Origin of the sequence: Erwinia sp. B116 (assembly GCF_002865965.1) — a bacterium.
In the GTDB taxonomy this organism is placed as follows: domain Bacteria; phylum Pseudomonadota; class Gammaproteobacteria; order Enterobacterales; family Enterobacteriaceae; genus Erwinia.
This window is the reverse complement of sequence record NZ_JRZZ01000016.1, coordinates 47,159-68,622: the sequence shown is the minus strand read 5'-3', so window position 1 is coordinate 68,622 and position 21,464 is coordinate 47,159. Positions and strand designations below refer to the sequence as shown.

The window sequence follows — 21,464 nt, the reverse complement described above, 5'->3', positions numbered from 1 at the left end:
CATCGAGTGGACCCGGGAACAGACCGCCATTAAACAGGCATGGATCTCTAGCCATACCATTGACGACAAACAGTTCAAGTTTTACCCCGAGTTTAAGAACCCACCATTATGAATCTTACCGAATTAAAAAATACGCCGGTTTCTGACCTGATCACTCTCGGCGAAAATATGGGGCTGGAAAACCTGGCGCGCTTGCGCAAACAGGACATTATCTTCGCCATCCTCAAGCAACACGCGAAAAGTGGCGAAGACATCTTCGGCGACGGCGTACTCGAGATATTGCAGGATGGATTTGGTTTCCTCCGTTCTGGAGACAGCTCCTACCTCGCCGGTCCCGATGATATCTACGTTTCCCCTAGCCAAATCCGCCGCTTTAACCTCCGCACTGGTGACTCCATCTCTGGCAAGATTCGACCGCCAAAAGAGGGTGAGCGTTACTTTGCGCTGTTGAAAGTTAACGAAGTTAACTACGACAAGCCTGAAAATGCCCGTAACAAGATCCTGTTTGAGAACTTAACGCCGCTGCACGCTAACTCGCGTCTGCGTATGGAGCGCGGTAACGGTTCAACGGAAGATCTGACGGCCCGCGTGCTCGACCTGGCATCGCCAATTGGTCGCGGTCAGCGTGGTCTGATCGTGGCACCGCCTAAAGCCGGTAAAACCATGCTGCTGCAGAACATCGCGCAGAGCATTGCTTATAACCATCCTGACTGCGTGCTGATGGTGCTGCTGATTGACGAGCGTCCGGAAGAAGTGACCGAGATGCAGCGTCTGGTTAAAGGCGAAGTCATTGCTTCTACCTTTGATGAGCCAGCATCGCGCCACGTTCAGGTTGCTGAGATGGTGATCGAAAAGGCCAAGCGCCTGGTCGAGCACAAAAAAGACGTGATCATCCTGCTGGACTCCATCACCCGCCTGGCGCGTGCCTACAACACCGTGGTACCGGCCTCTGGCAAGGTACTTACCGGTGGTGTGGATGCCAACGCCCTGCACCGTCCGAAGCGTTTCTTCGGTGCGGCACGTAACGTGGAAGAGGGCGGTAGCCTGACCATCATCGCCACCGCGCTGGTTGATACCGGTTCGAAGATGGACGAAGTGATCTACGAAGAGTTCAAAGGTACCGGCAACATGGAACTGCACCTGGCGCGTAAAATCGCTGAGAAGCGTGTGTTCCCGGCTATCGACTACAACCGTTCTGGTACACGTAAAGAAGAGCTGCTTACCACCTCGGAAGAGCTGCAGAAGATGTGGATCCTGCGTAAAATCATCCACCCGATGGGTGAGATCGACGCAATGGAATTCCTCATCAACAAGCTGGCGATGACCAAAACCAACGATGACTTCTTCGACATGATGAAGCGTTCGTAACGGTCAACCGTCACAGCTGTGTTCTAAACTCGGGAAACGCCACGCATAGTCGTGGCGTTTTTCGTTTCTGCTCTATACGCTGTTTTACACGCGGGAGTGCACCTGCAAGTTCGTGCAAATTAACGTGTCTGATACGTTGCTTGTGCGGGGCCTGACCAATAAAATCTGAATTACACTAATGATTATGGCACCAAAATTGCTTATAACATTGCGCTAATTCTTAGCTGAGAGCTGGTTAATGTGAATTTACTCAATATGAGTACAGAACTTGCCCTGATTTTTTTATTTTCACTGGCGTTCCTGTTTTTTGCCCGCAAGGTGGCTATAAAAATCGGCCTGGTGGACAAGCCTAACTACCGCAAACGCCACCAGGGAACCATCCCGCTGGTCGGGGGTATTTCGGTATTTGCCGGCAGCTGTTTTGCCTGGCTGATGACCGACTTTTATGTCCCCCATTTTCTGCTGTATCTGGGCTGCGCCGCCGCGCTGGTGCTGGTCGGGGCGCTGGATGACCGCTTCGATATCAGCGTAAAAATTCGCGCGGTGGTTCAGGCCGGCGTGGCGGTGGTGATGATGGTCAAGGCGAAGCTGTATCTGCTCAGCCTTGGCTATATTTTCGGCCCCTGGGAGCTGATCGTCGGCCCGTTTGGCTACGTGCTGACCCTGTTTGCCGTCTGGGCGGCGATCAACGCGTTCAATATGGTCGATGGCATCGATGGCCTGCTGGGCGGGTTGTCCTGCGTCACCTTCTTCGCGATGGGCATGATCCTGTTGTCCGACGGTCAGCTGAGCCTGGCAATGTGGTGCTTCACTATGATTGCGGCGATTTTGCCCTATATTTTACTGAACCTCGGCGTGTTCGGCCGCCACAACAAAGTGTTTATGGGCGATGCCGGCAGCACGCTGATTGGTTTCACCATTATCTGGATCCTGCTGGAGACCACCCAGGGAGAGAGCCACCCGATTACGCCGGTGACGGCGCTGTGGCTGATTGCCATTCCGCTGATGGACATGGTGGCGATCATGTACCGGCGTCTGAGTAAGGGTATGAGCCCGTTTTCTGCGGATCGCCAGCATATTCACCACCTGATTATGCGTGCCGGGTTCACCTCGCGTCAGGCTTTTGTGCTGATCACCCTCGCGGCCGCCGTGCTGGCGCTGGTGGGCGTGCTGGGTGAGTACCTGAGCTTCACTCCCGAATGGGTAATGCTGGTTCTGTTTTTACTGGCCTTTATGTTGTACGGCTACTGTATTAAACGTGCGTGGCGCGTGGCGCGGATGATTAAACGCCTGAAGCGTCGCCTGCGTAATAACGAGAACGACCGCTGACTTTTTGAACGATGATGTCCGACAACAAGGAAATGATGCATGACTTATCCTGACGCTGCAGATAACGAACTGGATATTCGGGGCCTGTGCTGCACGCTGTGGCGCGGTAAAGGGTGGATCGTCGGTGGTGGTGCGCTGTTCGCCCTGCTGGCGCTGGTCTGGTCGCTGCTGGTAACGCCACAGTGGAGCACGACGGCGATTACCGACCGCCCAACGGTCAATACCCTCGCCGGCTACTACTCACAGCAGCAGTTCCTTAATAATCTGGACCTGCGTAACGGTAATCCTAACGCCACGCTGCCGAACGTGATGGACGAAGCCTACCAGGAGTTTGTCATGCAGCTCTCCGCATGGGATACCCGGCGTGACTTCTGGCTGCAGTCTGCTTACTACAAACAGCGGCAGGTCGGCAAAGTGGCGGATGACGCGGTACTGCTGGATAAGCTGATTGCCAGTATTCAGTATCAGCCGGCGGACAGCCTCAAAAAAACCAATGACACCGTGAAACTGGTGGCAGAGACTTCGGCGGAAGCCAACACGCTGCTGCGTCAGTACGTGGCCTTTGCCAACGCCCGGGCTACCGCGCATCTGAATGATGCATTATCCGGGGCCTGGGCCGCACGCACCATCCAGCTAAAAGCGCAGATTAAGCGTCAGGAAGCGGTGGCGAAGGCGATTTACGATCGCCAGCTCAACAGCGTCCAGCAGGCGCTGAAAATCGCCCAGACCCAGGGGCTGGAGCAGGCCCATACCGCTACGCCGTCTGAGCAGCTGCCGGACTCTGAGCTCTACCTGCTGGGGCGGCCTATGCTGCAGGCGCGGCTGGAAAACCTGCGCGCCAGTGGCCCGGACTACGACCTCGAATACGATCAAAACCGTGCCATGCTGGCGACGCTGAACGTTGGGCCGACGCTGGTCTCCTCCTTTAAGGCCTGGCGCTACCTGCGCACGCCGGAAGAGCCGGTGACGCGTGACAGCCCGCGCCGTCTGCTGCTGATGATCATGTGGGGATCGGTAGGGGTGTTGATCGGTGCAGGTACGGCGCTGGTCAGACGGCGCCGTGGCTAAGGATGCCCGGCGAATGCAGTTCAACAATGGAACGACAGAGAGAGCAACGGTGAAAGTATTAACAGTTTTCGGCACACGCCCTGAAGCCATCAAGATGGCACCTCTGGTCCACGCGCTGGCTCAGGACGCTTCGATCGAATCACGCCTGTGCGTGACCGCCCAGCATCGTGAAATGCTCGATCAGGTGCTGCATCTGTTCTCTCTGGTACCGGATTACGACCTGAACATCATGCGGCCGGGCCAGGAACTGACTGAAATCACCAGCCGCATTCTTGAGGGGCTGAAAACGGTGTTTGCCGACTTTACTCCCGACGTGGTGCTGGTGCACGGCGATACCACCACCACGCTGGCCGCGAGCCTGGCGGCGTTTTATCACCGCATTCCGGTCGGTCACGTTGAAGCGGGACTGCGTACCGGCGACCTGTGGTCGCCGTGGCCGGAAGAGGCCAACCGCACGCTGACCGGGCACCTCGCCAGCTATCACTTTGCACCGACGCAGCGCTCACAACAGAACCTGCAGCGGGAGAACGTGCCGGCTTCGCGTATTTTCGTCACCGGCAACACGGTGATTGACGCGCTGTTCTGGGTGCGTGACCGGGTTCTGAGTGACGCCGCGCTGCACAACAGCATGGCGGCACGCTATCCGTTCCTTGATGCAGACAAGAAAATGCTGCTGGTGACCGGTCATCGTCGCGAAAGCTTCGGCGGCGGCTTTGAGCGCATCTGTAACGCGCTGGCGGAGATCGCCCGTCTGCACCCACAGCTGCAGATTGTCTACCCGGTACATCTCAATCCTAACGTCAGCGAACCGGTGAACCGCATCCTGCGCGGTATTGACAACATAGTACTGATCGAGCCGCAGGAGTATCTGCCCTTTGTCTGGCTGATGGACCGCGCCTGGCTGATCCTGACCGATTCCGGTGGTATCCAGGAAGAGGCACCGTCGCTGGGGAAACCGGTACTGGTGATGCGTGATACCACCGAGCGGCCGGAGGCACTCGACGCCGGTACGGTCAGACTGGTGGGGACCGACCAGCAAAAAATTGTCAGCGAAGTGACGCGATTGCTAAACGACAACGAGGCGTGGCAGACGATGAGCCATGCCCACAATCCGTACGGTGACGGACTGGCCTGCCAGCGCATCGTAGAAGTTCTGAAAAATAACCGGATAACATTATGAGTTTCAATACTATTTCAGTCATTGGCCTGGGATATATCGGCCTGCCGACCGCAGCGGCGTTTGCCTCCTGCCAGAAGCAGGTGATTGGCGTTGATATCAACGCCCACGCGGTGGAAACCATCAATCGCGGCGAAATCCATATCGTTGAGCCGGATCTGGATCGGGTGGTGAAAACGGCGGTAGAAGGCGGTTTCCTGCGCGCAACCACCGTGCCTGAACCTGCGGACGCCTTTCTGATTGCGGTACCGACGCCGTTTAAAGAGCAGCATCAGCCGGATATGGCCTGGGTTGAGGCCGCCGCGCGCTCGGTTGCCGCGGTACTGAAAGCCGGCGACCTGGTGATTCTGGAATCCACCTCGCCGGTCGGTGCCACCGAGCAGATGGCCGCCCTGCTGGCCGCTGAGCGACCCGATCTGACCTTCCCACAGCAGGTGGGTGAAACGGCTGATATCCGCATTGCCTACTGCCCGGAGCGGGTGCTGCCGGGCAAGGTAATGGTTGAGCTGGTTAAGAACGACCGGGTGATTGGCGGTATGAGCGCGGCCAGCTCGCAGCGCGCCTGCGACCTGTATAACCTGTTCCTCGAAGGGGAGTGCGTGGTGACCAATGCCCGCACCGCCGAAATGTGCAAGCTCACCGAGAACAGCTTCCGTGACGTCAATATCGCCTTTGCCAACGAGCTGTCGCTGATCTGCGCCGAGCAGCAGATCAACGTCTGGGAGCTGATCCGCCTGGCCAATCGCCATCCGCGCGTCAATATCCTGCAGCCCGGCCCCGGCGTCGGCGGCCACTGTATTGCGGTCGACCCGTGGTTTATCGTGGCGCAAAACCCGCAACAGGCGCAACTGATACGTACCGCCCGTGAGGTTAACGACGGCAAGCCGTACCGGGTGCTTGAACAGGTGCAAAAGCAGGTGGCAGAGTGCCTGCAGGCCAGCGACCGGCGCGCCAGCGAGCTGAAAATCGCCTGCTTCGGTCTGGCCTTTAAGCCGGATATCGACGACCTGCGTGAAAGCCCGGCGATGCAGGTGGCGGCGATGATTGCGGACTGGCATCAGGGCAGTACCCTGGTGGTAGAGCCGCATATTCAGCAGCTGCCCGCGCGCCTGGCGCAGAAGGCCACGCTGCTGTCGCTGGACGAGGCGCTGCAGCAGGCCGACGTGCTGGTGATGCTGGTCGATCACCGCCAGTTTAAGGCGGTGGCAGCAGAAACTGTCCGCCAGCCGTGGATTGTCGATACCAAAGGCGTCTGGCGATGATGCCGCTTATCACTCTGGAGGCAATCTGTGTTTGCCACGCTTAAACCACTGGCGTGGGAAAACGCCTTTTTTGATCATAACAGCGCGCTGCTTGAGCTGCAGGGGGAGACTCTGCTGCTGCCCGAGAGGCTGGATGACTACGATCTCGTCCAGGTGAAACTGCCGGCGCAGCAGAGCGCCGAACTGGATGCGGTAAACGCACTCGGCTTCCAGCTGGTGGAAGCCGAAGTGGACTGCGTGCTGGGCATTGCCGCTACCGGCCGCCCGGAGGGCGTCCGCATTGCCCGGCCGGAGCATATCCCCGCGCTGCGCCAGATGGCCGCGGAAGCCTTCTCCTTCAGCCGTTTTCGTACGCCGTGGTTTGCCGCCGGCGACAGCGGTCGCCTGTACGCCGAGTGGGCGGAGAAGGCGGTGCTGGGCACCTTCGACCACCAGTGCCTGCTGGCCGTGGATCAACAGGGCGCGATGCAGGGATTTGTCTCGCTGCGCGAGCTGGCCGACGGCTCGGCGCGGATTGGCCTGCTGGCGGTGCTGCCCGCGGCACAGGGGCTGGGGGTTGGCCAGCGGCTGATGGCGGCCGCCAGCGACTGGAGCCGCGCGCGGCGTCTGGAGCGGCTTCATGTTGCAACGCAGCTGGGCAACCTTGCCGCGCTACGGCTCTACCTTCGTTGCGGTGGCGTGATTGAACGCACCGCCTATTGGTTATACAGGAAAACATCATGATTACGTTTAATGCACCACCGGTGGTGGGAACCGAACTGGACTACCTGCAGTCAGCGATGGGCAGCGGCAAGCTGTGCGGCGACGGCGGCTTTACCCGCCGCTGCCAGCAGTGGATGGAGCAGCGCTTTCACTGCCGCAAGGTGCTGCTGACCCCCTCCTGCACCGCCTCGCTGGAGATGGCCGCGATCCTGATTGATATTCAGCCCGGCGATGAAGTGATTATGCCGAGTTACACCTTCGTCTCCACCGCCAACGCCTTTGTGCTGCGCGGCGCGACTATCGTCTTTGTCGACGTGCGTCCGGATACGCTGAATATTGATGAAACGCTGATTGAAGCAGCGATCACCGACAAAACCAAAGCCATCGTGCCGGTGCACTATGCGGGCGTGGCCTGCGAGATGGACACCATTATGGCGCTGGCGAAGCAACATCAGCTGTGGGTGGTGGAAGACGCCGCGCAGGGCGTGATGTCCACCTATAAGGGGCGTGCGTTAGGAACGATTGGCCATATCGGCTGCTTCAGCTTCCATGAAACCAAGAATTATACCGCCGGCGGCGAGGGCGGCGCGACGCTGATCAACGATCCGGCGCTGGTCGAGCGGGCGGAAATCGTCCGTGAAAAGGGGACCAACCGCAGCCAGTTCTTCCGCGGGCAGGTGGATAAGTACACCTGGCGCGATGTCGGATCCAGCTATCTGATGGCCGACCTGCAGGCGGCTTACCTGTGGGCACAGCTGGAGGCGGCAGAGCAGATCAACCAGCAGCGCCTGCGCCTGTGGCAGAACTACGCGGATGCGCTGCAGCCGATCGCCGCCAGCGGGCGGATTACGCTGGCGAATATTCCGGCCGACTGCGCGCACAACGCGCATATGTTCCACCTCAGGCTGCGCGACAGCGAGGACCGCGGCGCGCTGATTGCCTGGCTGAAAGAGGCGGAGATCCTGTCGGTGTTCCACTATATCCCGCTGCACAGCTCACCGGCGGGCCAGCGCTTTGGTCGTTTCCACGGCGAAGACCGCTTTACCACCGTTGAAAGCGAGCGACTGCTGCGGCTGCCGCTGTTTTACAACCTGACCGACAATAATCAGAAGACGGTGATCGGCTCTCTGCTGAGCTACTTCTCCTGATATGTCACTGGCAAAAGCTTCGGTGTGGACCGCCGCGTCCACGCTGGTAAAAATTGCCGCCGGACTGCTGGTGGTAAAAATGCTGGCGCTGGCCTTCGGGCCAGCCGGCGTCGGGCAGGCGGGGAACTTTCGTCAGCTGGTGACCGTGTTAGGCGTGCTGGCGGGCGCGGGGATTTTCAACGGCGTCACCAAATACGTTGCTGAGTACCAGCAGGACCCGGCGCAGCTGCGCGCGGTGACCGGCACCGCCTCGTCGATGGTGCTCGGCTTTTCGCTGCTGCTGGCGCTGGTTTTTCTGCTGTTTGCCGCGCCGGTTAGTCGCGCGCTGTTTGGCCACGAGGAGTACCAGCAGGTGATCCGCGCGGTGGCGTTCCTGCAGTTTGGCATCGCCTGGGCCAACCTGCTGCTGGCGATCGTCAAAGGCTTCCGCGACGCGGCGGGCAACGCCGCCGCGCTGATCGGCGGCAGCCTGATCGGCGTCGCCGGCTGGTTTGTCTGCTACCGGCTGGGCGGCTACAGCGGTGCGCTGATCGGGCTGGCGCTGGTGCCGGCGCTGCTGGTGATCCCGGCCATCATCGTGTTGTGGCGTCGCGGTCGCCTGCCCTTAGGCTACCTGCTGCCCGCCTGGCAGCCGGCGTTCGCCCGCCAGCTGGGCAAGTTCACTGTGATGGCGTTGATCACCTCGGTGACGCTGCCGGTGGCGTGGATGATGATGCGTAACCAGCTGGCGGCACAGGCTGGCTGGGAACAGGTGGGGCTGTGGCAGGGGGTCAGCACCATTTCTGACGCCTATCTGCAGTTTATCACCGCCTCCTTTACCGTCTGGCTGCTGCCGACGCTCTCCAGGCTGCAGCATAAAGAGGAGATTGCGCGCGAGGTCCTGAAAGCGCTGCGCTTCGTGTTACCTGCCGTAGCGGCGGTCAGCTTCTGCGTCTGGCTGCTGCGCGATGTGGCGATCTGGCTGCTGTTTTCCAGCCAGTTTACCGGCATGCGCGATCTGTTTGTCTGGCAGCTGGCCGGGGACGTGCTCAAGGTCGGCTGCTACGTGTTTGGCTATCTGGTGATTGCCAAAGCGTCACTGCGCTTCTATCTGCTGGCTGAAGTCAGCCAGTTTGTACTGTTGATGGGTTTTTCCCGCTGGCTTATCCCGCTGCACGGTGCAGCAGGCGCGGCTCAGGCGTATCTGGCGACCTACGTCGCTTATTTCGCACTTTGTGCTGGCATTTTTACACTTTACCGTAGACGCGTATGACCACAGTAATCCATCTCTTAGGCTCAGACATACCGCACCATAACCAGACGGTGCTGAGCTTTTTCAATCAGGTGCTGCATGATGCGGTACCGACGGCCGCCCCGCGCCCGTTCTGGGTGGTGAGCGCAGAGCCCGATCTGGCTTCGCGCTTCCCACAGCTGGCGGTTCGGGTGTTCGCCAGCAAGGGGGCGTTAGCTGCGGCGGCGATCGCTGAAGGCCGCCGGCAGCGCAGCACGCGCTTTTTCTGCCACGGCCAGTTTAACCCGCGCCTGTGGCTGGCATTGCTGTCCGGCCAGCTGAAACGCCGCCAGTTTTACTGGCATATCTGGGGAGCGGACCTGTACGAAGATGCCACCGCCCTCAAGTTCCGGCTGTTCTACCTGCTGCGGCGGCAGGCGCAAAAGCGCGTGGCGCAGGTGTTTGCCACCCGTGGTGACATCAGCCATTTTCAGCAGCGCTGCCCGCGCGTGCCGGCCTCGCTGCTCTATTTCCCCACCCGCCTGGCGCAGGATGTCCCGCTGAGTCAGTCCGCTGACGGCGCGCTGACCGTGCTGCTGGGCAACTCGGGTGACGCCAGCAACCGCCATATTCAGGCGCTGGAGGAGATCCACCGGCAGTTTGGCAGCGAGGTACAGGTGGTGGTGCCGATGGGTTATCCGTCGAATAATCAGGACTACATCGCCAGCGTGCGTCAGGCCGCGGGGGCGCTTTTTGCGCCGGGTCAGGTGCAGATCCTGACCGAAAAGCTGGCGTTTGCCGACTATATGGCGCTGATCGCCCGCTGCCAGCTGGGTTACTTCATCTTTGAACGTCAGCAGGGGATTGGCACCCTGTGTCTGCTGATGCAGGCGGGCGTGCCCTTTGTGCTCAACCGGCGTAATCCGTTCTGGCAGGACCTGACGGAACAGCAGGTGCCGGTGCTGTTCAGCGGCGATGCGCTGGATGCCGCCACGGTGGCCGAGGCGCGACGCCAGCTGACCCAGCTGGATTTAAAGCAGGTGGCATTTTTCGAGCCGGGTTATCTGGCAGGATGGCAGCAGGCGCTGCGGCAGGTGGAAGGGGAAGGCGCATGACGCTGTTACAGTTTGCCGGTCTGCTGCTGGTGTACCTGCTGTGTGGCGGTATGATCCTGACGCTGACCTGGCGCGAGTTTCGCCGGGTACGCTTCAATTTTAACGTGCTGTTCTCGATGCTGTTCCTGCTGACCTTCTTCTTCGGCTTCCCGTTTACCAGCGTGCTGGTGTTTGGCTTCGACGTTGAGGTGGTGCCGGCAGAGTATCTGCTGCAGGCGATGCTGGCCGCGGGGTGTTTTTACGCCATTTACTACGTAAGCTACAAAACCCGGCTGCGGGCGCGCAGCCATGTGCCCTCGCGCCCGGCTTTTACCATTAACCGCGTAGAGGCCCATCTGAGCTGGCTGCTGCTGGCGCTGGTGGCGCTGGGCACCGTTAGCGTGTTCTTTGCCCACAACGGTTTTCTGCTGTTTAAGCTGCACAGCTACAGCCAGATCTTCTCGGCGGAGGTCTCCGGCGTGGCGCTGAAGCGCTTCTTCTACTTCTTTATCCCGGCGATGCTGGTGGTCTACTTTATGAAGCAGGATTTCCGCCGCTGGCTGCTGTTCCTGGTCAGCACGGTGGCGTTCGGCTTCCTTACCTACGCCATCGTCGGCGGCACGCGCGCCAATATCATCATCGCGTTTGCGCTGTTCCTGTTTATCGGCATTATCCGCGGCTGGATAACCCTGTGGATGCTGGTCGTGGCCGGCGCGGGTGGCGTGGTCGGCATGTTCTGGCTGGCGCTGAAGCGCTATAACCTTGATGTTAACGGTTCGGAAGCCTTCTATACCTTCCTCTATCTGACGCGGGATACCTTCTCACCGTGGGAGAACCTCGGTCTGCTGCTGCAGAACTATGACCGCATCGACTTCCAGGGCCTGGCCCCGATCGTGCGTGACTTCTACGTGTTTATTCCCAGCTGGCTGTGGCACGGACGGCCGTCGCTGGTGCTGAACAGCGCTAACTACTTCACCTGGGAGGTGCTGGATAACCACTCCGGGCTGGCGATCTCGCCCACGCTGATTGGTTCGCTGGTGGTGATGGGCGGTGCGCTGTTTATCCCGCTTGGCGCGGTGGCGGTGGGGCTGATCGTTAAATGGTTTGACTGGCTGTATGAGAAGGGCCGCCGGGAACAGAACCGCTATAAGGCGGCGATCCTGCAAAGCTTCTGCTTTGGTGCCGTGTTCAATATGATCGTGCTGGCCCGTGAAGGGCTGGATGCCTTTGCCTCGCGGGTGGTGTTCTTCTGCGTGATTTTTGTCGCCTGCGTGGTGGTGGCTAAGCTGCTTTACTGGCTGTTTGACAGTGCCGGGCTGATACGCGCGCGGCGCGCGGGAACATCGCTGGCCGTGCGGGGTGGTCCCGCGCCCGGTGCGCTTTGATTATTGAGTTTTATTTGAAGGATTTGCCATGCATGCCTCTGAAGAAGTTCCGCAGTATCAGATTCGCGGGTTGTCGCTGGCCGGCTTCCGCGACAGGGCACAGTTTGTCGATTACCTGAACCAGGGTGGGGAGCTGAAGAGCGGTACGCTGGTGGCGATCAACGCCGAGAAGGTGCTGACGGCGGAGGAGAATACCGAGGTGTTTCAGCTGCTCGCGGCCGCCGAGTATAAATATGCCGACGGTATCAGCGTGGTGCGGTCGATCCGCAAGAAGTATCCGCAGGCGCAGGTATCGCGTATCGCCGGGGCCGATCTCTGGGAAGCGCTGATGGAGCGCGCCGGGCGCGAGGGCACGCCGGTGTTTCTGATTGGCGGCAAGCCGGAGATTCTGGCGCAGACCGTCGATAAGCTGCGCCGGCAGTGGAACGTGAATATCGTCGGTGAACAGGATGGCTACTTCGCCCCGGCCGATCGCGACGCGCTGTTCGCCCGCATCAAGGCCAGCGGCGCACGGCTGGTGACGGTGGCGATGGGCTCACCGCGTCAGGAGATCCTGATGCGTGACTGCAAGGCGGCTAACCCTGATGCGCTCTATATGGGCGTGGGCGGTACCTATGATGTGTTTACCGGCCATGTGAAGCGGGCACCAAAGATTTGGCAAAATATGGGGCTGGAGTGGCTGTATCGCCTGCTTTCGCAGCCTTCACGTCTTGGCCGCCAGCTCAGGCTGCTGAAATACCTGAACTATCACTGGCGTGGCGAGCTTTAATTTTTACCTTTTGTCCGGCGGTAAGCCGCGTGGGAAGTGCTTTTTGTGCGCGATAAGCGTCTAAATTGCTGCGAGTTTAGACGAACTGCACAAAGCATAAGCAAACGCGGTTTTTTATTGAAAAAAGCACTGGACAGGTAAGGCTCCTGTCCGTAGTATGCACATCCGCAACGGCGCTACGCGCCCGTAGCTCAGCTGGATAGAGCGCTGCCCTCCGGAGGCAGAGGTCTCAGGTTCGAATCCTGTCGGGCGCGCCATTAAGTTTGTGCGCAAGAGCTGCGGTGGTAAGATATACCGCTTGTCAGGCAGTAAAAGTAGTATCTGGTAAAGTAGTGGTGGCTATAGCTCAGTTGGTAGAGCCCTGGATTGTGATTCCAGTTGTCGTGGGTTCGAGTCCCATTAGCCACCCCAGATTTTGTAGTATGTGATTTTGTAGAATGCGAAGGTGGCGGAATTGGTAGACGCGCTAGCTTCAGGTGTTAGTGTTCTTACGGACGTGAGGGTTCAAGTCCCTCTCTTCGCACCACAAAATCCAGATGTGAATAGCAGTGCCGTAGTATTCGGCGAGTAGCGCAGCTTGGTAGCGCAACTGGTTTGGGACCAGTGGGTCGGAGGTTCGAATCCTCTCTCGCCGACCAATTTAAGAAACCTGTCTGAAAAGACAGGTTTTTTTTCGTCTGTAGAAAAGCTCATCCCGCTGTTCTCCCTCATAATGGGCTTCGTTGTTGCCTGTGTGCCTCTTTGGGGGCTCGTTGTCTGGGGGATCGAGAGCCTCGGGCCTGTCAGCGGGCGACCCTGCGCGGGTTACCCCGCTCCGGGCTCATCCCGCTGCCTTCCCTGATAGTTGGCCTGGTGGTTGCCTGCTGCTTCTTTAAGGGCGCGTTGGCTGGTTGATTGAGAGTGCCTGGCGGTCATGCGGTCGACCCTGCGCGGGTTACCCCGCTCCGGGCTCATCCCGCTGCCCTCCCTGATAGTGGCTTCGCAATTGCCTGGGTGTTCCTTCAGTCGTGATGGCGTTTTTTGTGGATTTGTCGCTGTCTGGCGACGTGTAATTTGTTGTATTTAGGACGTTTTACTTAACTATGCGTTGGGTGTCGCTGTTTTGCGACAGTTGGAGTGGGGTGTTGTTGGGGTTTAGCGACGTTTTGGGTTGGCCGGGGAGAGGATTCAGGCGTTTAAATTTCCTTAAAAATTAATCAGATGTAATTTAGGAATTTGTGAAGTTTCATTCTGGCATGTCCTGTGCAACAATTTAGAGGTAGATGCTCATTCCACCTCTTATGTTCGCTTCGGCCTCATAAACCCAGGAATGACGCAGAGCCACTTTAAGGTACCCGTTGTCCAGCCAGCCTGTATCGCTTACGCCTTACAGGAATACAGGGCACACCGTTGAGTCGGGTACCAATCGGTTGTCTGACCGACCTGATACTTATACCTGCCACTGTTGTGGCAGGTTTTTTTTTGGCTTAGCACTGCTTCACTGCTTTGCTCTCTTGCTCTCTTGCTCTCTTGCTCTCTTGCTCTCTTGCTCTCTTACTTCCTCGTTTACTCACTATCTGCTCTGATGTAGCGGTTCTTTGATGCGTGTCTGTCTGGCAGGGGGGGCAGTGCGAAAAAAACCGGGCTAAGCCCGGTTTGAAAGATGTTGCTGAGTGGCCAGAGGTGAGCCGTCAGGCGTTGTTTTTCAGCGTCAGCAGCAGCCCGTCGCGGCGCATCTGTGCGGCCTCTTCCGGCTTATGCTGGCGATCGAGGGTATCTGCCAGCCACGCGTAGTCGAAGGCATCCGGGCGCTGCTGCAGCGCGGCGCGAAACGCCTCGCTGGCCTGCTGCCATTCGCCGTGCTGCATCAGCAGTTGCCCCAGCGTGCTGTGCAGCAGCGGGGTGGCACCGTGCTGTTTGATCTGCTGGCGCAGCGCTTTCTCCAGCTGTTCCGGATTGCCGCCCTTCAGGCGCGGCATCAGCAGCACCAGGCGTTCATCATACTGGCGTTTCAGGCCGTCGAGGACGATCTGCTGGGCGGTGTCATGATCGTCACAGACGATCAGGTGATCCGCCATCGCCACCTGCAGGGGGATCTCGTGGCGCGTTTTGCGGCTCTGCTGCTGCCACCAGCGCTTCAGGCCCTCGCTGCCCTGATCGGCCATTGCCTGGTTCATCAGGCCCAGCCAGGCCTGCTGCTGCAGCGCCAGGCGATGCGCTTCATCACCCAGCCTGATTTTCTCCATCGCCGGCAGAATATCCAGCAGCGCGCTCCAGGCCCCTGTTCTGATATAGGCCTGTTCCGCCAGACGCAGCAGTTCAGGATGGCGCGGAGCGATCTCCAGCAGGCGGTCGATGCCGTGCCGTGCCGCGTGGTCTTCACCACGCGCCAGCTGGATGCGTACCCGGGTGATCTCGACCGGCAGCGGGTCGCCGTCGTTCAGTTCGGTGGCGCGGGCCAGGTGCTGGTCCGCGCGCTTCTCATCGCCGCGCTGCTGTGCGGCTTCGGCGGCCAGCAGGTAGTTTACCATCGGCTGGTCGGCATGATCGGCGTGGCGGGAGAGCAACTTCTCAACCTGCTGATGGTCACCTTCGGCCAGCTTAACCAGCGCGGCGTGGGTTTGCCGACGCGCGCTGCGGCGCTTGCGACCGGTAAACCAGCCGCGGGTGCGTGCTCCGGTATGGAACAGGCGGCGCAGCAGCCATTCGATGCCGAGGATCACCAGCAGCGACAGGATCAGGACGATCGCCAGTCCGGTAACGCTGGTCTCAATGTTCCAGCTGTCGGTCTGGATCAGTACGTAGCCCTGGTGGCCGGCAATCATCGGACCCAGCACCACGCCGGCGATCAGGAGCAGAAATAACAGGAGAACTTTTAACATGATTATTTCTCCTGTGCCGGTGGTGACGCAGGTGCCGCGTTGGCAGACGGGGCTGCCGCACTTCCGGCCGGCTGCGCCAGCAGGTTACGTACGCGGGTCTGCATCAGTTTGTCGAGAACAGGCTGGCTCTCAAGCGCATCCGGCACGTCCATCGACACGCTCTGCTGGCTCAGCTCATCCAGCTGGCTGAGGAAGGCTTTGGTATTGGCATCGCTGGTGTCATACCAGGCACGCACCCAGCCGGAGACGGTGTCGATCGACTGCTTGTAGATCTCATCCTGATGGCGCGGCACCGCCTGAGCGGCGATCAGCAGACGCGAACGGATGTTCTCGCGCAGATAGACGTCCTGATTTGGTGCCAGCAGCGGTTCAGCGGTGGCGTCGCGGCGGCGGATGGTAATAAAGTCATCCATAAAGTTATGCCAGCTTTTTACCAGGTTCTGCCGCCATTCGCGCAGCGAGGAGGAGAGCTCGCCGCTGTTAGTATCCATCGGTTCATCGTCGTTATCGTTGTCGGCCAGACGCAGGTTGTCGATGCCGTTAGACAGCTGGTTGAGGCGAAGAATAATGCCGTCGTAATCCACCTGGCTTAAGGCGGACAGCGTGCTGATATCGGCAGTCAGGGCGCGGCGCGCGTCGATCAGGCTGGGATCGTGCATATCGGCGAGGCTGGCATCGGCACTTTTTAACAGCACCGCGGCCGTGGTGACGTCCTGATCGCTCCACAGTTTGCGTCCGGCCAGTTTAACCAGATAGTCGGCCTGGGCCAGCAGCCAGGTTTGCGCATCGCTGCCTGAAATGGCGGTGACTTTCTCTTTTAACTCGTCAAGCTGCTGGCTTAAGGCGCTCTGCTGCTGACGCGCCGTCTCCAGCGCGCTGGCCTGGGTGGCGAGCTGTTTCAGCAGCGACTGGCGATCGCCGACCGACTGCTGTTGCAGCTCTGCCAGCTGTGCCGTGAGCGCCTCACTGGCCTCTGTCTGCAGTGCGGCCTGATGTTTGTCGTTCAGATACAGGCCGACACCCAGCGCCAGCGCGATAGCAATCGCCACTCCCCCTAACAGGGCTCCGCTGTTTCTCTGCCGGGCATCGCTGTTTTTCAGCGGCCGCGGCGGCGTCACCGGCGTCTCTTTTTCGACCGCAGGGGTGGTCTCTTCAACCATGGCGGAGGAATCTTTGTGTTCCGTCATTGTGGCTCATCCCATATTTAAGTGTGTTAGTGCGGGTGTAACGCGCGCAGCAGCGCGTCGTTATCGGCGCCCCCGGCAACCTCAATCGTTTTCCAGCCAAGCTGGCTGGCCAGTCCTGCCAGACGGTCGCTGACCACCACTAGCCGGCAGTGCAGCAACCACTGGTCACGGTCAACCGGCGGGAACAGCATATACAGCTGTTGCAGCATTTCGCCGCTGGTAACCACCAGCGTATCGATCGCCCGATCGCGCCAGCGGCGACCCTCTTCGGCCCCCTGATAGTGCTTAGCACAGCGTTGATAGCACTCGATAAACTCTACCTGAGCGCCACGGCTATGCAAGGTTTCCGCCAGCAATTCGCGGCCTCCGTTACCGCGCAGGATCAGCGCCCGGCGGCCAGCCACCTGCTGCAGAGCGGGGAGTTGTATCAGCACCTCACTGGTTTCCTGCTCGTGCGGCCAGGTGACCTGATGGCCGCTGGCCGCATGCAGCGCCAGTGCGGTGCTGCGCCCTATAGCATAATAGTTCAGGCTGGCGGGCCAGGTGAGCCCGGCGCGAATAACGGCAGGATGAGCATAATGCACCGCCTGTCCGGAGAGGGCAAAAACCAGGTCCCCTGCCGTCAGCGCGGCCAGCCGGGCTGGCAGGCTGCTCAGCTGTTGCCCGGGGGTAAATTCAATCAGCGGCATGGCCCAGGCAACCTGCCCGCGGCCGCGCAGACGACTAACCAGCTCGTCGGCGGCCGGTGCCGGGCGGGTGACCAGAATGGTCATGCCGGGGGATTTCCCTGATAAACCTCGGCGAGGATGTCGCGCGCGCCTTTCTCCAGCAGCTCTTCCGCCAGCGAGATACCCATTTTTTCCGCGTCATCGCGCGGGCCACGGCGCTCGCCGCAGATCATCTGGCTGCCGTCCGGAGAGCCGACCAGGCCACGCAGCCACAGCCGATCGCCTTCCAGGATTGCATAACTGCCGATCGGCACCTGGCAACCGCCTTCCAGCCGCAGGTTCATCGCGCGCTCCGCGCGCACGCGGCAGGCGGTATCTTTGTCATTCAGCACCGCCAATAGCGCGATGGTATCAGCATCATCCAGGCGACACTCAATACCTACCGCGCCCTGGCCAACGGCCGGTAACGACTCTTCAGCCGGCATCACCTGACGGATGCGTGCGTGCAGACCCAGCCGCTTAAGGCCTGCCACCGCCAGAATAATCGCATCGTACTCGCCGGCATCCAGCTTGCCGAGGCGCGTGCCGACGTTGCCACGCAGCGAGCGGATCACCAGGTCCGGGCGGCGGGCGCTCAGCTGGCACTGGCGGCGCAGGCTTGAGGTGCCCACAATCGCGCCCTGCGGTAGCGCATCCACTGACTCATAGTGATGAGAAACAAAGGCATCGTGTGGGTCTTCACGCTCACAGATGGTCACCAGCCCCAGCCCTTCAGGGAACGCCACCGGCACATCTTTCATCGAGTGCACGGCAATGTCGGCACGGCCGTCGAGCATCGCCTGTTCCAGCTCTTTAACGAACAGCCCTTTGCCTCCGACCTTCGCCAGCGGCGTGTCGAGGATCACATCACCACGGGTGACCATCGGCACAAGTTCCACGCGCAGGCCGGGATGGCAGCTGAGTAAACGTTGCTGGACATACTCGGCCTGCCACAGCGCCAGCGGACTCTGCCGGGTGGCGATTCTTAAAATTTTATCTGACATGCTTGATACCGTTTTGATTGCTCACCGAATATCCTACCAAAGAACCGCCGTCGGCGTGAGGGATTCGCCTTTTTTAACCTTCTGGCAACATACAGCTGGTCAGGGTGACGGTAAAACGTGCTAAACTGTTAGCTAGCGCAACTTTCTTTACGGTCAATCTCTCTGATGTTAGATTGATCACGTTTCCAGCAATATTCTGCACAACTCACTCTAAAATAAGTGGCAGACGGCGGAAACAGGGTTCTTGACTACCTTTGCAGGCCCGAAGGGTAGAAGCACTGGGATAATCAGGCGAGACGTCTTGTACCTCTACATTGAGACACTGAAACAGAGACTGGATGCCATTAACCAGCTGCGCGTAGACCGCGCACTGGCTGCGATGGGACCTGCTTTCCAGCAGGTTTACAGTCTGCTGCCAACCTTATTACATTATCATCATCCGCTGATGCCGGGTTACCTTCAGGGTAGCGTTCCACATGGCATCAGCTTCTACACGCCTGATGATAATCAAAAGAAATATCTTGCTGATTTAGAAGAAGAATCAACGTCACCTGCGGCACTGCCTCCGCAGGGTGAAATGCCGATCACCGGCGTCTACTCGATGGGCAGCACCTCTTCGGTTGGGCAGAACAGCACCTCCGATCTCGACATCTGGGTCTGCCATCATTCGTGGCTGGACAACGATGAACGCCTGAACCTGCAGAAAAAATGCACGCGGCTTGAGAAATGGTGCGCGTCGATGGGCGTGGAGGTCAGCTTCTTCCTGATCGATGAAAACCGCTTCCGTCACAATGAAAGCGGCAGCCTCGGCGGTGAGGATTGCGGTTCTACGCAGCACATCCTGTTGCTGGACGAGTTTTACCGTACCGCGGTGCGGCTGGCCGGTAAACGTATTCTGTGGAATATGGTGCCGTGCGAGGAAGAAGAACATTACGACGACTACGTAATGTCGCTCTGGCAACAGGGCGTACTGACGCCGAACGAGTGGCTGGATCTTGGCGGGCTCGGCACGCTGTCCGCCGAAGAGTACTTCGGCGCCAGCCTGTGGCAGCTGTATAAAAGCATCGATTCGCCCTATAAGGCGGTGCTGAAAACGCTGCTGCTGGAAGCCTATTCGTGGGAGTATCCTGCTACCCGCCTGCTGGCGATGGATATTAAACAGCGCCTGCACAACGGTGAGATCGTCTGTTATGGCCTGGATGCCTACTGCATGATGCTGGAGAGGGTTACCCACTATCTGACCAGCATTGATGACCATGCCCGGCTGGATCTGGTGCGCCGCTGCTTTTATCTGAAGGTGTGTGAAAAACTGTCGCAGACGGGTGAAACCCCGGGGTGGCGACGTGAAATCCTCAGCCAGCTGGTGGCCGAATGGGGCTGGGATGCCGCCCGTCTGGCGGTGCTCGACAGCCGTGCCGACTGGAAAATTGCCCAGGTGCGCGAGGCGCATAATGAACTGCTGGATGCGATGATGCAGAGTTATCGCAACCTGATCCGCTTTGCCCGCCGCAACAATTTAAGCGTCAGCGCCAGCCCGCAGGATATCGGGGTGCTGACGCGTAAACTGTATGCCGCTTTTGAGGCGCTACCCGGTAAAGTCACGCTGCTTAACCCGCAGATCTCACCGGATCTCTCTGAACAGCATCTGACCTTTATTCACGTGCCAAACGGCCGCGCCAACCGTGCCGGCTGGTACCTGTATAACCAGTCACCTGATATGAGTTCGATCGTCAGCCATCAGCCGCTGGAGTATAACCGTTACCTGAATAAGCTGGTGGCGTGGGCGTGGTTCAACGGTTTGCTGACCAGCAAAACGCGCCTGCACATTAAAGGCAACGCCGTCTGCGACCTGGCGCGGTTACAGGAGCTGGTTGCCGACGTGTCGCACCATTTCCCGCTGCGTCTGCCGTCACCGACGCCGAAAGCGCTCTACAGCCCGTGCGAAATTCGCCATCTGGCGATCATCGTCAACCTGGAATATGACCCGACGATGGCGTTCCGCAATCAGGTGGTGCATTTCGATTTCCGCAAGCTTGATGTGTTCAGCTTCGGTCAGCAGCAGCAGTGCCTGGTCGGCAGCATTGACCTGCTGTACCGCAACTCGTGGAATGAGGTGCGTACCCTGCACTTCAACGGCGAGCAGGCGATGATTGAAGCGCTGAAAACCATTCTTGGCAAAATGCATCAGGATGCCTCTCCGCCGGATGCCGTCGAAGTGTTCTGCTACAGCCAGCATCTGCGCGGTTTAATTCGTACCCGTGTGCAACAGCTGGTCTCTGAATGCATTGAGCTACGGCTCTCCAGCACCCGTCAGGAACCGGGGCGCTTTAAGGCGCTGCGCGTAGCGGGGCAAACCTGGGGGCTGTTCTTCGAGCGCCTGAGCGTCTCCGTGCAGAAGCTGGAGAATGCGGTCGAATTTTACGGTGCCATCTCGAATAATAAACTGCACGGCCTGTCGCTGAAGGTGGAAACCAACCAGACCCGCCTGCCGGCGGTGGTCGACGGGTACGCCAGTGAAGGCATTATTCAGTTCTTCTTTGAAGATACCGAAGACGATCACGGCTTCAATATCTATATCCTTGATGAAAGTAACCGGGTTGAGGTCTATCACCACTGTGAGGGCAGTAAAGAGGAACTGGTGCGTGACGTCAGCCGCTTCTATTCTTCCTCACACGATCGTTTCACCTACGGTTCAAGTTTTATCAACTTTAATCTGCCGCAGTTTTATCAGATCGTTCAGGAACAGGAACGTTTTCAGGTTATCCCATTCCGCAACCAGGTGTTAAATTCGCTGCGCGTGGTGTCGGGTGATGATGAACGTGAAGAGGTTACCCGCCTGTACCAGACACATTAACCCGGCAGAACCTGGCGCGTAATGAAAGCGCCGGGTTTAATGCGGTCATCTTGCCGTACCTGGCACATATCAAATCTGCGCTATTCCCCCACGTAAGAACGTTCATTTGCTGACGCCACGCGGCTATCTCATTTCCCATTATTTTCTAAAAATCGCTTATGGCAAAATAAAATCAAGCCTTAAAGTTATTAATAATGGATTAATAAGTGGTTTCTTTAAATCATTAATGTTCAATTTAATGGTGTTTAAATCCACATTTAGATGATTAGGTGGTGTTTTATGCTGCTTTTTAGGTTTTTGTTCGAGTTTTTCAATGCATTCTGCTTTTTCAGGTTATCG

At 58.7% G+C, this 21,464-nt stretch carries 16 protein-coding genes and 4 tRNA genes; 16 read left to right on the top strand and 4 right to left on the bottom strand.

From position 1 onward, the window contains the following. Positions 1-108 precede the first annotated feature (108 nt). The 15 genes from rho to NV64_RS12815 all read left to right on the top strand — a co-directional run bounded on the left by rho (position 109) and on the right by NV64_RS12815 (position 13,150). Positions 109-1,368, top strand: a complete 1,260-nt coding sequence (gene rho, locus NV64_RS12885) for a transcription termination factor Rho (RefSeq protein ID WP_056234711.1) — start codon at positions 109-111, stop codon at positions 1,366-1,368. 240 nt (positions 1,369-1,608) lie between these two features. Then, positions 1,609-2,697, top strand: coding sequence for a UDP-N-acetylglucosamine--undecaprenyl-phosphate N-acetylglucosaminephosphotransferase (gene wecA / locus NV64_RS12880; protein WP_056234714.1), 1,089 nt, complete (start codon positions 1,609-1,611; stop codon positions 2,695-2,697). Between the two features lie 39 nt (positions 2,698-2,736). Continuing rightward, positions 2,737-3,765 carry an ECA polysaccharide chain length modulation protein gene (gene wzzE / locus NV64_RS12875; protein ID WP_056234716.1) on the top strand — a complete coding sequence of 343 codons (1,029 nt, stop codon included), beginning with the start codon at positions 2,737-2,739 and terminating at the stop codon, positions 3,763-3,765. Between the two features lie 49 nt (positions 3,766-3,814). After that, positions 3,815-4,945, top strand: coding sequence for a non-hydrolyzing UDP-N-acetylglucosamine 2-epimerase (wecB, locus tag NV64_RS12870; RefSeq protein ID WP_056234719.1), 1,131 nt, complete (start codon positions 3,815-3,817; stop codon positions 4,943-4,945). Then, a complete protein-coding gene (gene wecC, locus NV64_RS12865) occupies positions 4,942-6,204 on the top strand; it encodes a UDP-N-acetyl-D-mannosamine dehydrogenase (protein WP_056234722.1) in 1,263 nt (420 codons plus the stop codon). Before wecB ends, wecC begins: the two co-directional genes overlap by 4 nt. A gap of 27 nt (positions 6,205-6,231) precedes the next feature. Further along, the gene (gene rffC / locus NV64_RS12860) at positions 6,232-6,927 is read left to right on the top strand and encodes a dTDP-4-amino-4,6-dideoxy-D-galactose acyltransferase (RefSeq protein WP_056234725.1); all 696 of its coding nucleotides are present in this window, start codon (positions 6,232-6,234) and stop codon (positions 6,925-6,927) included. Further along, positions 6,924-8,054, top strand: a complete 1,131-nt coding sequence (gene rffA / locus NV64_RS12855; RefSeq protein ID WP_056234727.1) for a dTDP-4-amino-4,6-dideoxygalactose transaminase — start codon at positions 6,924-6,926, stop codon at positions 8,052-8,054. Before rffC ends, rffA begins: the two co-directional genes overlap by 4 nt. Before the next feature lies 1 nt (position 8,055). Then, complete coding sequence (wzxE, locus tag NV64_RS12850) at positions 8,056-9,306, top strand: lipid III flippase WzxE (RefSeq protein WP_101506069.1); 1,251 nt, start codon at positions 8,056-8,058, stop codon at positions 9,304-9,306. Further along, positions 9,303-10,379, top strand: a complete 1,077-nt coding sequence (locus tag NV64_RS12845; protein WP_101506068.1) for a TDP-N-acetylfucosamine:lipid II N-acetylfucosaminyltransferase — start codon at positions 9,303-9,305, stop codon at positions 10,377-10,379. The genes wzxE and NV64_RS12845 overlap by 4 nt, the downstream gene beginning before the upstream one ends. After that, positions 10,376-11,743: an ECA oligosaccharide polymerase gene (wzyE, locus tag NV64_RS12840; protein ID WP_056234735.1), complete on the top strand. Its 1,368-nt coding sequence runs from the start codon at positions 10,376-10,378 to the stop codon at positions 11,741-11,743. Before NV64_RS12845 ends, wzyE begins: the two co-directional genes overlap by 4 nt. A gap of 28 nt (positions 11,744-11,771) precedes the next feature. Next, positions 11,772-12,512, top strand: coding sequence for a lipopolysaccharide N-acetylmannosaminouronosyltransferase (gene wecG / locus NV64_RS12835; protein ID WP_056234737.1), 741 nt, complete (start codon positions 11,772-11,774; stop codon positions 12,510-12,512). 180 nt (positions 12,513-12,692) lie between these two features. After that, a tRNA-Arg gene (locus NV64_RS12830) sits at positions 12,693-12,769 on the top strand. A gap of 78 nt (positions 12,770-12,847) precedes the next feature. Next, positions 12,848-12,923: transfer RNA gene (locus NV64_RS12825), tRNA-His, on the top strand. Between the two features lie 28 nt (positions 12,924-12,951). After that, positions 12,952-13,038, top strand: a tRNA-Leu gene (locus NV64_RS12820). Positions 13,039-13,073: 35 nt separating this feature from the next. Then, positions 13,074-13,150: transfer RNA gene (locus tag NV64_RS12815), tRNA-Pro, on the top strand. A gap of 1,032 nt (positions 13,151-14,182) precedes the next feature. On the opposite strand, the gene hemY is transcribed toward NV64_RS12815, so the two are convergent. The 4 genes from hemY to hemC are packed head-to-tail and all read right to left on the bottom strand — an operon-like array spanning position 14,183 to position 18,271. Then, positions 14,183-15,373: a protoheme IX biogenesis protein HemY gene (hemY, locus tag NV64_RS12810; protein ID WP_101506067.1), complete on the bottom strand. Its 1,191-nt coding sequence runs from the start codon at positions 15,371-15,373 to the stop codon at positions 14,183-14,185. A 2-nt stretch (positions 15,374-15,375) separates the two neighbouring features. Continuing rightward, positions 15,376-16,560, bottom strand: a complete 1,185-nt coding sequence (hemX, locus tag NV64_RS12805) for a uroporphyrinogen-III C-methyltransferase (protein WP_101506066.1) — start codon at positions 16,558-16,560, stop codon at positions 15,376-15,378. Positions 16,561-16,586: 26 nt separating this feature from the next. Beyond that, on the bottom strand, positions 16,587-17,333 hold the full coding sequence (hemD, locus tag NV64_RS12800) for a uroporphyrinogen-III synthase (RefSeq protein WP_056234746.1): 747 nt from the start codon (positions 17,331-17,333) through the stop codon (positions 16,587-16,589). After that, positions 17,330-18,271, bottom strand: coding sequence for a hydroxymethylbilane synthase (gene hemC / locus NV64_RS12795; protein ID WP_056234749.1), 942 nt, complete (start codon positions 18,269-18,271; stop codon positions 17,330-17,332). The genes hemD and hemC overlap by 4 nt, the downstream gene beginning before the upstream one ends. Before the next feature lie 301 nt (positions 18,272-18,572). Between hemC and NV64_RS12790 the strand changes: the two genes are divergently transcribed. Then, positions 18,573-21,125 (top strand): class I adenylate cyclase, encoded by a 2,553-nt coding sequence (locus NV64_RS12790; protein WP_101506065.1) that lies wholly within the window; start codon positions 18,573-18,575, stop codon positions 21,123-21,125. Positions 21,126-21,464 lie beyond the last annotated feature (339 nt).